This window comes from Pseudonocardia sp. HH130629-09, from assembly GCF_001294645.1.
Taxonomy (GTDB): domain Bacteria; phylum Actinomycetota; class Actinomycetes; order Mycobacteriales; family Pseudonocardiaceae; genus Pseudonocardia.
Genome location: NZ_CP011868.1, coordinates 398120 through 410996, shown reverse-complemented (window position 1 = coordinate 410996; position 12877 = coordinate 398120). Strand labels below are relative to the sequence as shown.

14 protein-coding genes are annotated in these 12877 nt (G+C 73.9%); 9 read left to right on the top strand and 5 right to left on the bottom strand.

Going from position 1 to position 12877, the window contains the following annotated elements; translation table 11 throughout:
- Nucleotides 1-15: 15 nt before the first annotated feature.
- Both XF36_RS01955 and XF36_RS01950 read right to left on the bottom strand, forming a co-directional pair.
- Nucleotides 16-639 (bottom strand): PH domain-containing protein, encoded by a 624-nt coding sequence (locus tag XF36_RS01955; RefSeq protein ID WP_060710648.1) that lies wholly within the window; start codon nt 637-639, stop codon nt 16-18.
- Between the two features lie 79 nt (nt 640-718).
- Nucleotides 719-1567, bottom strand: a complete 849-nt coding sequence (locus tag XF36_RS01950) for a biotin--[acetyl-CoA-carboxylase] ligase (protein WP_060710647.1) — start codon at nt 1565-1567, stop codon at nt 719-721.
- A 145-nt stretch (nt 1568-1712) separates the two neighbouring features.
- Between XF36_RS01950 and XF36_RS01945 the strand changes: the two genes are divergently transcribed.
- The 5 genes from XF36_RS01945 to XF36_RS01925 all read left to right on the top strand — a co-directional run bounded on the left by XF36_RS01945 (nt 1713) and on the right by XF36_RS01925 (nt 6135).
- Nucleotides 1713-3353 (top strand): acyl-CoA carboxylase subunit beta, encoded by a 1641-nt coding sequence (locus XF36_RS01945; RefSeq protein WP_060710646.1) that lies wholly within the window; start codon nt 1713-1715, stop codon nt 3351-3353.
- Nucleotides 3353-3610 (top strand): acyl-CoA carboxylase epsilon subunit, encoded by a 258-nt coding sequence (locus XF36_RS01940; protein WP_060710645.1) that lies wholly within the window; start codon nt 3353-3355, stop codon nt 3608-3610. Before XF36_RS01945 ends, XF36_RS01940 begins: the two co-directional genes overlap by 1 nt.
- 154 nt (nt 3611-3764) lie before the next feature.
- On the top strand, nt 3765-4310 hold the full coding sequence (locus tag XF36_RS01935) for a hypothetical protein (protein WP_060710644.1): 546 nt from the start codon (nt 3765-3767) through the stop codon (nt 4308-4310).
- Nucleotides 4311-4495: 185 nt separating this feature from the next.
- Nucleotides 4496-5488: a sensor histidine kinase gene (locus tag XF36_RS01930; protein ID WP_060710643.1), complete on the top strand. Its 993-nt coding sequence runs from the start codon at nt 4496-4498 to the stop codon at nt 5486-5488.
- A complete protein-coding gene (locus XF36_RS01925; RefSeq protein ID WP_060710642.1) occupies nt 5485-6135 on the top strand; it encodes a response regulator in 651 nt (216 codons plus the stop codon). The genes XF36_RS01930 and XF36_RS01925 overlap by 4 nt, the downstream gene beginning before the upstream one ends.
- A 45-nt stretch (nt 6136-6180) precedes the next feature.
- Here the strand turns inward: XF36_RS01925 and XF36_RS01920 are convergent, their stop codons facing one another.
- From XF36_RS01920 to XF36_RS01910, 3 genes are read right to left on the bottom strand one after another with little or no spacing between them, the layout of a single operon-like run.
- A complete protein-coding gene (locus tag XF36_RS01920) occupies nt 6181-6648 on the bottom strand; it encodes an FmdB family zinc ribbon protein (protein WP_060710641.1) in 468 nt (155 codons plus the stop codon).
- Nucleotides 6649-6706: 58 nt separating this feature from the next.
- Nucleotides 6707-8002 (bottom strand): hydroxyacid-oxoacid transhydrogenase, encoded by a 1296-nt coding sequence (locus XF36_RS01915; RefSeq protein ID WP_060710640.1) that lies wholly within the window; start codon nt 8000-8002, stop codon nt 6707-6709.
- Nucleotides 8002-8814 carry an N-acyl homoserine lactonase family protein gene (locus XF36_RS01910; RefSeq protein WP_060710639.1) on the bottom strand — a complete coding sequence of 271 codons (813 nt, stop codon included), beginning with the start codon at nt 8812-8814 and terminating at the stop codon, nt 8002-8004. Before XF36_RS01910 ends, XF36_RS01915 begins: the two co-directional genes overlap by 1 nt.
- A 137-nt stretch (nt 8815-8951) precedes the next feature.
- Between XF36_RS01910 and XF36_RS01905 the strand changes: the two genes are divergently transcribed.
- From XF36_RS01905 to XF36_RS01890, 4 genes are read left to right on the top strand one after another with little or no spacing between them, the layout of a single operon-like run.
- The gene (locus XF36_RS01905; RefSeq protein ID WP_060710638.1) at nt 8952-10766 is read left to right on the top strand and encodes a helix-turn-helix domain-containing protein; all 1815 of its coding nucleotides are present in this window, start codon (nt 8952-8954) and stop codon (nt 10764-10766) included.
- An 11-nt stretch (nt 10767-10777) separates the two neighbouring features.
- On the top strand, nt 10778-11395 hold the full coding sequence (locus XF36_RS01900; protein ID WP_060710637.1) for a Maf family protein: 618 nt from the start codon (nt 10778-10780) through the stop codon (nt 11393-11395).
- 40 nt (nt 11396-11435) lie between these two features.
- Nucleotides 11436-12344, top strand: a complete 909-nt coding sequence (locus XF36_RS01895) for a sulfurtransferase (RefSeq protein ID WP_060710636.1) — start codon at nt 11436-11438, stop codon at nt 12342-12344.
- A 28-nt stretch (nt 12345-12372) separates the two neighbouring features.
- The gene (locus XF36_RS01890; RefSeq protein ID WP_060710635.1) at nt 12373-12804 is read left to right on the top strand and encodes a SufE family protein; all 432 of its coding nucleotides are present in this window, start codon (nt 12373-12375) and stop codon (nt 12802-12804) included.
- Nucleotides 12805-12877 lie beyond the last annotated feature (73 nt).

Below are 12877 nucleotides of genomic sequence, written 5' to 3'. Positions count from 1 at the left end.
TGGGTAGACCGTTGCTCACAGGGACGCCCTCTCTCGCTGCGGTGCGGGAGCCTCCATCCTGCCCCGCACGACCGCGTCGGCGTGAGCGCGGCGGGCCGTGTGCTCGCTCGCCTTCTCGTGGCCGCGGCGCCGCTCGGCGAGCAGGCCGATCTCGCGGTGCAGCCGCGCCTGGACCCGTTCCACGCCCGCGACGTCGGTGAACCGCAGCCGCTCCCCGGCGACGTCGAGCAGCAGGGTGCCGTGGCCGAAGAGCCGTCCCGCGGCGCCGGTCCGGACGCGGACCGAGTCGATGCGGTCGATGGGCACGTCGAGACCGTCGCGGACGAGCAGACCCTCCCGGACGAGGAACCGCCGGTCGGTGACGACCAGCAGGGTGGCGCGCCAGCGCGCGATCGGCAGCAGCGTCCAGCGCACCGCGACGAGCGCGGCGAGCACCCCGAGCACGAGCCAGGCCCACGGTGCCCACGGCTGCAGCCGGACGACGGCGGCGCCGAACCCGGCGGCGGCGCTCACCCCGACCAGCACCACGGCCGGGCGCAGACCCAGCCGCCAGTGCGGGTGCCCGAGCAGCACGACGCGCTCGCCCTCGTCGAGAACCCGGTCCAGTGCCCGGTCCAGAGCGCTGTCGGGGGACGCCATGTCCCCACGGTAGGGCGAAGGGCGCCCGCCGCCACCGCGACGCGCGGGGGCTGCGTCGCAGGTCAGCGCAGTGGGTGACTCAGGGCTGGTCGGCCGCGCGCAGATGGACGATGTCCCCGGCCGCCACCGCGACGCGGGCTCCGCCGTCCGGGTGGACCAGCAGCCGGCCCTGCGGGTCGACGTCCTCGGCCGTCCCGATGAGGTGGTCCCCGGCCGGGCGCTCCACCCGGACCCGCGAGCCGAGGCTGGCGCAGGCCGACCGGTAGTCGCGGCGCAGGCCGCAGGCGTCGGCGTCGCCGTGGGCGTCCCGCCACTGTGCCTCGCGCCGGTACAGGTGCCCCAGCAACACGGTCGCGGTCTCGGCGCGGGTCGCGGTGAACCCGTGCGCGGCCAGCGAGGTCGCGCCCCACGGCAGGTCGGTGGCCGGGGTGGAGACGTTGAGCCCGATGCCCAGCACGATCCCCGGGCCGCCGCCGGAGACCGCGGTCATCTCGGCGAGGATCCCCGCGGCCTTGCCCCGCGTCGTCCCGACGAGCAGGTCGTTGGGCCACTTCAGGGCCACCGGCACGTCCGGGGCGAGCTCGGTGATCGCGTCGGCGAGCGCGACGCCCGCGAGCATCGGCAGCCAGCCCAGCCGGTCGGCGGGCACGCCTTCCGGGCGCCACAGCACCGACAGCGTCAGCGCCGCCCCGGGCCGCGAGAGCCAGGTACGGTCCAGGCGGCCGCGGCCGCGCACCTGGTCCTCGGCGATCAGCACCGAGCGGTCCGGGGCACCGCGCACGGCCTCGGCCAGCAGGTCGGCGTTGGTGGATCCGGTCGAGGCGACGACGTCGAGCGCCGTCCAGCCCCCGGCGGGACGGAGCACGGCAGTCCGCAGGGCGTACGGGTCCAGCGGATCCCCGTCACCGTGATTCGTCCCGGTCGTCATCACCGCGCACCGTAACGGCACCGCGACCCGCCGGGGCCCGCGGAGGGTGCACGGATCGGTAACGGTGTCCGGGGACGGCCACCCGGTCGGCTGCGTCGGACGTCACGCCCGGACCGACGCTACTTGCGGGTTAGGCTCCGATCTCATGAGCGCCGCAACGGAGCCGATGGCGACCCCGGGAGACGGAAGCGCCGAGCCGGACGTCCACACCACGGCCGGCAAACTCGCCGACCTCTACCAGCGTTTCGATGACGCGGTCCACGCCGGTTCGGCGTCCGCGGTCGAGAAGCAGCACGCGAAGGGGCGCCAGACCGCCCGTGAGCGGATCGACCAGCTGCTCGACCCCGGCTCGTTCGTCGAGCTGGACGCCCTGACCCGGCACCGGTCCACGAACTTCGGGATGGAGGCCAAGCGCCCGTTCGGCGACGGCGTCGTGACCGGCACCGGCACCATCGACGGCCGCCCGGTCGCGGTGTTCTCCCAGGACGCGACCGTCTTCGGCGGGGCGCTGGGCGAGGTCTACGGCGAGAAGATCGTCAAGGTCATGGACGTGGCCGCGAAGATCGGCTGCCCGGTCGTCGGCATCAACGACGGCGGCGGTGCCCGCATCCAGGAGGGCGTGGTCGCCCTCGGCCTCTACGGCGAGATCTTCACCCGCAACGTGTCGAGTTCCGGCGTGATCCCGCAGATCTCGCTGATCATGGGCCCGTGCGCGGGCGGCGCGGTGTACTCCCCCGCGATCACCGACTTCACGGTCATGGTCGACGAGACCAGCCACATGTTCATCACCGGCCCGGACGTCATCAAGACCGTCACCGGCGAGGACGTCGACATGGAGGAGCTCGGCGGCGGCCGGGCCCACAACACCAAGTCCGGTGTGGCCCACTACCTGGCCGGCGACGAGGCCGACGCGCTCGACTACGTCAAGCAGCTGCTGAGCTTCCTGCCGTCGAACAACCTGTCCGAGCCGCCGTCGTTCCCGGCGAGCGAGCCCGTCGAGGGGTCGATCGAGGACGGGATCATCGACTCCGACCGCGAGCTCGACACCCTCATCCCGGACTCGGCGAACACCCCGTACGACATCCGTGAGGTCATCAACCGGGTCGTCGACGACGAGGACTTCCTCGAGGTCCAGGAGCTCTGGGCGCCGAACATCGTGATCGGGTACGCCCGCGTCGAGGGCCGCAGCGTCGGCATCGTCGCGAACCAGCCGACCCAGTTCGCCGGCTGCCTCGACATCGACGCCTCGGAGAAGGCCGCGCGGTTCGTGCGGACCTGCGACGCGTTCAACATCCCGGTCCTGACCTTCGTCGACGTGCCGGGCTTCCTGCCGGGCACGGAGCAGGAGTGGAACGGCATCATCCGCCGCGGCGCGAAGCTGATCTACGCCTACGCCGAGGCGACCGTCCCCAAGGTCACCGTGATCACCCGCAAGGCCTACGGCGGCGCCTACGACGTCATGGGCTCCAAGCACCTCGGCGCCGACGTCAACATCGCCTGGCCGACCGCGCAGATCGCGGTCACCGGCGCGCAGGGCGCGGTGTCGATCCTCTACCGCAAGGAGCTCAAGGGCCTGGAGGGCGACGAGCTCGCCGCCAAGCGCGCGGAGCTGCAGCAGGACTACGAGGACACCCTCTGCAACCCCTACATCGCCGCCGACCGGGGCTACATCGACGCGATCGTGCCGCCGTCGCACACCCGCGGCTACGTCGGCCGGGCGCTGCGGATGCTGTCCACCAAGCGGGAGCAGGGCCCGACCCGCAAGCACGGGAACATCCCGCTCTGATGGGCGAGCCGCAGGAGACGCAGGAATCGGCCGAGGCCACCCCGGAGGAGCGCCGCGCGCTGTTCCGGGTCGTACGGGGCACCCCGGACGCCCGCGAGCTCGCCGCGCTGACCGCCGTGGTCGCCGCCGCGGCGAGCGCCGGTGGGCCGCCCGCCCCGCCGCGGACGCCGGACCTGTGGTCGCACCCCGCGGCCCGGCTCCGCGCCCCGCTGCACGCGGGCCCCGGCGCGTGGCGCGCCTCCGGCCTCCCACGCTGACCCGCGTACGCGCCACCGGCCGACGCCCGGTCCCCGGCACACCACGGTGCCCGGGGCCGGGCGCGGTCCTCCCGGAGGTGGAGGGCGCGCGTCCACCCGGGATCGACCCCGGCGCCGACGCGACGACCGGCCCCGCGGAGAGATCGTTCTCCCCATGGACGCCACCTCCCTCGTCATCACGGTCGCGATCGTCGGCCTGGTCCTCTACAGGCAGTTCCGCGGGCAGTTCGTCGGCGGATCACGGGACGTGAAGCTCCCGCTCATCCTGGTCGGTATCGGGGTGCTCACCCTCGCCCAGGCCCACCCCGAGGTCACCGCGGCCGGGGTGGGCCTGCTCGCCGCCGAGCTGGTGCTGACGGCCGGGCTCGGGGTGCTGCGCGGGTACGCCTTCCGCCTCGGCACCCGCGACGGCTGGGCGTACCGCAGCGGCTCGGCCACGCTGCTGGTCGCCTGGGTGCTGACCATCGGGGTGCGGGTCGGCGCCGGGGTGCTCGGCGGGGCCGTCGGCGCCGGGCTGTTGCTGTCGACGTCGTCGGCGCTGGTCTTCGGCGGGAGCCTGCTGGTCCAGAGCCTGGTCCTGCGCCACCGGGTGGACGCGGCCGGGCTGCCGGTCCGGCCGGCCGAGCCGCGCCGTGCCGTGCCCGCACGGTGGCCTGACCGTCCCGCCCGGCCCGGCTGCTGTGTCAGAGTGAAACGGTGAGCACGCCCACCGCCCACGCGGCCCGTCGCGTCGAGGCCGACCGGTCGCCGCTGTTCGGGGTCCCCCGACGGCTGTTGTCACTGGTGTGGCTGCCGATCGTGCTGTTCCTGCTGTAATGGTCACCGGGCCAGCAGGTCTCGCCGCCCTGGCTCTACGCCGGGCTCGTCCCGGCCGTCGCCGGGTGGGTGGCCTTCGGCCTCTACCGGAACATGCCGCCGGTCGCGACGGTGCTGACCAGCCTCGCGCTCGGCGGAGGCGGGATCGCCCTGCTGGCCGGGTCCGACGGCTGGACCACCTCGGCGGCCTTCCCGATGCTGGCGGTGTTCGTGGCCGCGCTGCGGCTGCCCTACCGGACCGCGCTGTTCGTCGACGTGCCGCTCATCGCGGCCACCACGATCGCCGTCGGTCCCTACGACTCCCTCTGGGAGGCGCTGCTGGTGGTCACCGCGCTGACCGCGATGGTGCTGTTCGGGCTCGGCCGCCGCGACTCGACCCGGCGCCTCGAGGAGCACGAGCAGGCGCTCGTCGCCGACGCGAGGGCCCGCGAGGAGCACGCCCGCGCCGAGGCCATCGCCGACCGCGCCCGGGTCGCCCGCGACGTCCACGACGTGCTGGCGCACTCGCTGTCCGCGCTGGCCGTCCAGCTCCAGGGTGCTCGGCTGATGGCGCTGCGCGACGGCGCGGCGCCGGACACGGTCGCCCAGATCGAACGGGCCCAGCGGCTCGCCTCCGACGGGATCACCGAGGCCCGCCGCGCCGTGCGGGCGCTACGGGAGGGACCGACGCCGGTCGACGTCGCCGAGGAGCTGCGCGAGCTCGGCCGGGCGCACCCGGACGCGACCGTCGAGGTCGCCGAGGGGCTGCGGCTCGGCGCGCGGGAGGGCGAGACCGTGCTACGCACCGCGCAGGAGGCGCTGTCCAACGCCCGCAAGCACGCCCCCGGCGGCCCCGTGACGGTGCGCCTGCGCCGCGACGGCGACGGCGCCGAGCTGGAGGTCGTCGACGTCGCCGGGGCGCCGCCGGCGCCCGGTGACGGCGAGGGCTCCGGGCTGACCGGGATGGCCGAGCGGGCGGCGCTCGTCGGCGCCGAGCTGCAGACCGGCCCCACCCCGGACGGCTGGCGGGTCCGGCTCCGGCTGCCCGCCCGTTCCCCGGACCGCGAGAGGATCACGACGTGAGCGACCTGCGGGTGGTACTGGCAGACGACCAGCGGATCGTGCGCGACGGCCTCGCCACCGTCCTGGGCCTGCTCGACGGCATCGAGGTCGTCGGCACAGCCTCGGGCGGCGACGAGGCCCTCGCCCGGGTCGCCGAGCTGGCCCCGGACGTGCTGCTCACCGACCTGCGGATGCCCGCGGGCGACGGCGTCTCCGCGACCCGCCGGGTTCGCGACGAGCACCCGGGCACCGCCGTCGTCGTGCTCACCACCTACGTCGACGACGACGCCGTGGTCGACGCGATCGCCGCGGGCGCCTCGGGCTGGCTGTCCAAGGACGCCGACGCCGAGGCCATCGGCCGGGCCCTGCGCTCGGCCGCCGGCGGCGTGTCCACCGTCGACGCCGGCGTGCTGTCCCGGCTGGTCGCCGCCCGCGCGACGACCGCCCCGCCGGCGCCGGTCGACCCGCCCGACGGGCTCACCCCGCGCGAGGTCGAGGTGCTCGGGCTGATCGCCGACGGGCTGTCCAACACCGAGATCGCGAGGCGGCTCGTGGTCGGCGAGGCGACGGTGAAGACCCACGTCAACCACCTGTTCGCCAAGACCGGGCTGCGCGACCGCGCCCAGGCCGTCGGCTACGCCTACCGCCACGGCCTGACCGGCCGCTGACCCGGACACCCCCGTGTCCACACCCCCTGCCGACGGGGTCCGGGGTCAGTCGGAGGTGCCCGTGGTGGGGGGTGCGGGGGTGTGGCCGTGGCCATGTCCGTGACCGTGGCCCTGTTTCGCGGCCACGCCGGCGCCGGGCATCGGAGCGGTGCCACCCAGCTGGATGTCGCCGGCCCGCAGCGGGACGTCGTGGTACTTGCCCTCGTGCGCCAGGATCGGCCGCTGGTCCCCGGCGATCTCCGGGTACTTCTCCTCCAGCCGTCGCCGCTGGTCCCAGGTCCGGCGCATCGAGTCGATGTACTCGGAGTTGCCGTTGTAGACCCCGCGCCAGGTCTGGGGCATCTCGTCCTTGGACAGGCCGGGGCTGGCCTGGCCGCCGAGCGCGAACCCGGCCGGGACCTTGCTCGTCGCGCCGTCGCCGCAGACCGGGCACGGCGGGGTCGTCGGGTCCGACATGGACGCGAGGTGCTCGAAGCGGGCTCCGCACCCGCACCGGAAGACGTAGATCGGCATCTGCTGCTCTCTCCTCGGCGTCCGCCGGCGGCCCGGGTCGGGCCGCCGGCGGACGGGGTCACCAGTTCTGCACGGACTTCGTGAGGATGTCGGCGATGTCGTCCTCGGTCGGGGTCCGCGGGCAGGTCGCGAGCAGCCGCTGCTGCTTCATCGTGCCGGGGACCAGGTCCGGGACGTCGGCCTCGGTGTACCCGACGCCGCCGATGCCGTTCGGGATGCCGATGTCGCGCATCAGCCGGGTCAGGACCCCGGGCAGCTGCTCCCGCGGGTCGTTCGCCTTGTCCGCCCGCGGGTCCATCAGCTCCGCGGCCCGCAGATGCCGTTCGGGCGCGGAGTCGAAGGAGAACCGGAACGCCTCCGGCGCCGTCAGCGACACCGACTCCCCGTGCGGCACCATCGCCTCGTCCTGCGGGTAGCCCTGCGGCCGGTAGTCCTTGACCATGCCCGCGATGGGGTAGGCGTTGGCGTGCGGGATGTGCACCCCGGAGTTGCCGAAGCCCATGCCCGCGAACGTCGCGGCCATCATCATGTCCGAACGGGCCTCGACGTCCTCGGCGCCGCGCTGCACCGCCGCCCGGAACGACTTCGCCAGCAACGACATCGCCTTCTCGCACCACAGGTCCGAGACCGGATTGGAGCCGCAGTAGGTGACCCGCTCCTCGGGCTTCTTCCGGTCGAAGGTCGTGTAGTACCGCGCCGTGTAGCTCTCCAGCGCGTGGCAGGTGATGTCCATCCCGGCCGCCGCGGTGACCTGCGGTGGCAGCGTCATCGTCAGCAGCGGGTCGATGACGGCCAGGGTCGGGCGCAGCCGCCAGTGGCTGATCCCGGTCTTGACCTTCATCGACAGGATGTCCAGCACGCACATCGCGGTGGACTCCGAGCCGGTGCCCGCCGTCGTCGGGACGGCGATCAGCGGCTTGAGCTGCCCGGGCGGGACCTTGGCGTTGCCGATCGGCTTGTTGATGTAGTCCATCAGCTCGCCGGGGTGGCTGGTCAGCAGGTTGATGGCCTTGGCGGTGTCGATCGCCGATCCGCCCCCGACGGCGACGAAGCCGTCCCACGGGCCCTGCGCACGGGCGTACTCGGTCGCCTTGTTCATCGAGTCGTCGGTCGGCTCGACGTGCACACCGTCGAAGATCTCGGACTCGATGCCGTAGCGGGCCAGGTTGTCGGCCAGCCGCTGCGGGGCGCCGAGCGCGTTCACGCCCGGGTCGGTCACGATCAGGACCCGCGACACGTCGTAGGCCGACAGCTCGAAGCCGACCTCGTCGATCGCGCCCGCGCCGAACTTCAGCGGCGGCGCGCCCCAGGTGAAGATCGTCTCCTCGGTGAACTCCGGAACCTCGAACGTCATCAGGTGTAGGACCCCTCGGGCGCCTTGCGCAGCTGGTGGATCTGCTCGGCGTCGTGGCCGAACACCATCTGCGCGTTCGTCCGTTCCTGGATGCCGCGCAGCTTCTCCACCGAGGAGAACCAGTCCTCCAGGTTGTTCACGATCGCCGCGGGGGCGGCGGGCGGGCCGTAGCTCTCGCCCATGTAGACCGCGTCCGAGGTGAAGATCATCGTGCCGGTCTCGGGGAGGTCGACGCGCATCGACATGCACCCCGGGGTGTGCCCGGGGGTCTGGATCATGCTGACACCGGGGAGCAGCTCGACGTCGCCGGAGACGATCTCCCAGTCGATGCCCTCGTAGTCGGCCTTGAGGTGGGCGCCGTTGAACGGGCCCTCGAAGCCGAGCGCGAACTCCTTCTCCTTGTCCGAGCAGATCATCTTCGCGTTGGTGTTCTTGAACATCTGGGCGTTGCCCGCGTGGTCGAAGTGCAGGTGCGAGAGCACCACGTAGTCGATCTCGTCGAGACCGACGCCCATCTTGTGCAGCTGCTTGTCCAGGTACTCGTCGTCGGCGACCTGGTCGTAGGGGAAGAACTCCTGCAGACCGGTCGGCGCCCAGCGGGTCTCCCAGTCCGACGGACAGCTGGTGTCCCACAGCAGCTTGCCCTCGTCGGTCTCGACGAGGACACAGTGCGTCGGCACCTCCACCCAGTCGATCGGGGAGTCCTTCTCGGACCGTGGCTTGATGCTGACACCGGGCTTGAGGAGCAGGAACGGGAGATTGGCGTGCATCGCCCCGCAGGGGATGACACTGAGCTTGTTCGCCGTGGCCATGAGGAGTCCCTTCGTCGATGGAGGGTTCTGGCAGTTCGTCGCCGGGCCAGTCTCGGGAAGCCGGGGTCGGGCGTCCATGGTCGTATGCGCCTGTCTTGATCGCAGGACATGGCGCGGACAGACATAGGGTCGGGCGCATGAAGCCGGCTCCGCCGTTCCCCGAGCCCAGCCATGACGCGATCCTGCAGGCCGTCGGGCAGACGGCCGTGGACCTCGCGAACGTCGGCGACCGGGACGTCATGCTCGGCGCCGTCCTGCGCCGCACCCGGGCGCTGCTCGGCGCGGACATGGCCTACTTCAGCCTCAACGACCTGCACTCCGGTACGACCTGCATCGAGCTGACCGACGGCGTCCGCACCCCGGAGTACCGCGCGATCCGGATGCCGTTCGGCACCGGGGTGCTCGGTCGCGCGGCGGCCGGCGCGGGCACCGTCGCGACCGCGGACTACCTGGCCGACCGGGCGCTCAACCACCTGTCCGGGATCGACACGATCGTGCGCGGCGAGGGTGTGCGGGCCATCGCGGGCGCCCCCATGCGCCTGGGCGGCCGGGTGGTCGGGGCACTGCTGGTGGCCCACCGCGCGCCCCGCGTCCTCGGCCCGGCCGCGGAGGCGGCGCTGGAGCACATGGCCGTGCAGGCCGCCGTCGCACTCGAGCAGACCCGGCGCGGCGAGGAGATCCGCCGCCTGCGCACCACCCGCGACGACGGCTCGGCCCCCGGCGCCCGGCTGCGCCTGGAGCACCTCCTGCACCTCGACGAACGCCTGATGGGGGCGATGGCCGGCTCCACCGCCGAGGCGGCCGGGGTGTTCGCGGTGCTCGCCGAGTCGGTCGGGCACCCGCTCTCCCTGCACGACCCGTCCGGGGCGTTGCGCACGGGGCGGCGGCTGCTCACCCCCGAGGAGCTGGCCGGGTGGCGGCTGCGGGCGGCGGTCCGCACCTCCCAGCAGGCCGGCGGCGTCGCGATCGCGCACCTGCCCGGCGGTGGGACCTACGCGCTGCTCGCGATCACCACCGCGGGCGAGCACCTGGCGACGCTGGTCATGGAGGGCGCCGACGACGACGCCGTCGCCCGGCTGGCGCACGCCTCGGCGTTCATGACGGTCGCGCTGCTGGTCGAGCGGGCGCTGGCCCAGGCCGACGAGGCCGCCCAGACCACACTGGTCGAGGAGCTCGTCGACAGCCGGGTGCCGCCGCGGCCGACGCTGGGGAGCCGGCTCGCGCAGTACGGCATCTCCCCCGACGTCCCGGCGACGGTGCTGGTCGTCGACGTCGACCCGGCCGGTGCCGTGACCGCGGCGCGGGCGGTCCGGGGCCTGGACGGGGCGGGCCGCTGGCTGGTGTCGGTGCACGACGGGCACGTGTGCGTGATCGCCTCCGCCGGGACGACCGGTCCCGGCTGCACGGGGACCGGGGCGGCCGCACTCGTCGCCGACGGGCTCGCCGCGGCCGGGACTCCGGTGCTCGTCGGCGCCGCGCACAGCCCCTCGGGCGGGCCGTCGGACCTGCGCCGGGCGCACACCGAGGCCGCCGACGTCGCCGCCGCGGCCCGCGCCCTGGGCCGCACCACCGGGCACGCGGACTTCGCCTCGCTCGGCGCGGTCGGCGCGGTGATCCGGGACCGGACCGGCACCACCTCGCGGGAGATCGTCGGGCGTCACCTCGGCCCCGTCCTCGACTACGACCGGCGCCGGCGGACCCGGCTGGCCGACACCCTGTGGCACTGGTTCGCCGCAGGCGAGCTGCTCGCCCCGGCCGCCGACGCGCTGTCGGTGCACCCGAACACCGTCCGCCAGCGCCTCGAACGCTTCGACGACCTGCTGGGCCCGGACTGGCGCACCCCGGAGGGGCGGTTCCACCTGCACCTGGCGCTGCGCCTGCACCGGGTCGCCGGGCCGGACCGCAGCGCCGACCCGGCGACGGACCACGGCGCCGCGACGGCGGGCCGGTAGCGTCTGCCGGCGTGCGTCTGGTTCTGGCCTCCGCCTCCCCCGCCCGCCTGTCGGTCCTGCGCGCCGCCGGGGCCGACCCCGCCGTGGAGGTCTCCGACGTCGACGAGGACGCCCTGCTCGCCACGCACCCCGACGCCGACCCCGCGGCCGTGGTGACGCTATTGGCCGCGGCCAAGGCCGCCGCCGTCGCCGAGCGGCTGACCGGTGACTGCGTGGTCGTGGGCTGCGACTCGATGCTGCTCGTCGGCGGCGAGCTGGTCGGCAAGCCGCACGACCCGGAGACGGCGCGGCGGCGCTGGAAGGCCATGGCCGGGCGCACCGGGGAGCTGCTGACCGGGCACGCGGTGCTGCGCCTGGCCGACGGCGCGGTCGCCCAGGAGGCCGAGGGTCACGCCGGCACCGGGGTGCGCTTCGCCGAGCCGACCGACGCCGAGCTGGAGGCCTACCTCGCCACCGGCGAGCCGCTGGCGGTCGCGGGTGCGTTCACCCTCGACGGGCTGGGCGGCTGGTTCGTCGAGGGCATCGACGGCGACCCGTCCAACGTGATCGGGATCAGCCTGCCGCTGCTGCGCCGCCTGCTGGGCGCGGTCGGGGTGTCGGTCGTCGACCTCTGGGCGCCGCGCAGCTGACCCGTGTGTGGGTGTCGGGGCACCTGGTTACCCTGCGGCCATGACTGTCGGACACGACCCCGACCCGAAGCTCGCCGAGTACGCCCACCCCGAGCGCCTGGTCACGACCGCCTGGCTGGCGGAGCATCTGGACGACCCCGGGCTGGTGGTCGTGGAGTCGGACGAGGACGTCCTGCTCTACGACACCGGGCACATCCCCGGCGCGGTGAAGGTCGACTGGCACACCGAGCTCAACGACCCGGTCACCCGGGACTACGTCGACGGCACCCGCTTCGCCAAGATCATGTCCGAGCGCGGCATCGGCCGGGACACCACGATCGTCGTCTACGGCGACCGGAACAACTGGTGGGCCGCCTACGCGCTGTGGGTGTTCTCCCTGTTCGGCCACGCCGACGTGCGGCTGCTCGACGGCGGCCGGTCCACGTGGGTCGCCGAGGGCCGCGAGATGGTCACCGAGAAGCCCACCCCGGCGAAGGCCGACTACCCGGTCGTCGAGCGGGACGACTCCGGCATCCGCGCGTTCAAGGACGACGTGCTCGCCCACCTGGGGCTCGTGTCGACCGGAGGCGGGGCGCTGGTCGACGTGCGGTCCCCGCAGGAGTACACCGGCGAGAAGCTGCACATGCCGGACTACCCGCAGGAGGGCGCGGTCCGCGGCGGGCACATCCCGGGCGCCGCGAGCGTCCCGTGGGCCCGCGCCGCCGCCGAGGACGGCTCGTTCCGCAGCCGTGCCGAGCTGTCGGCCATCTACGAGCAGGAGCAGGGGCTGTCGGCCACCGACGACGTCGTCGCCTACTGCCGGATCGGCGAGCGTTCCAGCCACACCTGGTTCGTGCTGACCCACCTGCTGGGCTTCGACCGGGTCCGCAACTACGACGGCAGCTGGACCGAGTGGGGCAACGCCGTGCGCGTGCCGATCGTGCAGGGACAGGAGCGCGGGTCCGCGTGAGCGGCGATCCCGGCACACTCCCCCCGACCTGGCCGAGCTGGTCGAGGACTTCGCCGCGGTCGGCCCGAAGGACCGTCTCCAGCTGCTGCTGGAGCTGTCCCAGGAGCTGCCGGACCTGCCCGAACGCTACGCCGACACCGCGGACACCATGGAGCAGGTCCACGAGTGCCAGTCGCCGCTGTTCCTCGCGGTCGAGGTGGCGGGCACCCCGGGCGACCCGCCTGCCGAGCGGCCGGTCCACCTGTTCTTCTCCGCGCCGAAGGAGGCGCCGACCACCCGCGGGTTCGCCTCGATCATGATGACCGGGCTCGACGGGCAGCCCGCCGCGACGGTCCTGGCCGTCCCGGACGACTTCTACACCGACCTCGGCCTCGCCGAGGCCGTCAGCCCGCTGCGGCTGCGTGGCATCGCCGCGATGTTGGCGCGCATCAAGAACCAGGTGCGGGCCGCCACCGGCTGAGGCCCCACGAGCTCACTCCCGCGACAGCCGGGGTCACCGTCGGTGACCCCGGCTGTCCCCGTGCGCGGCCCTT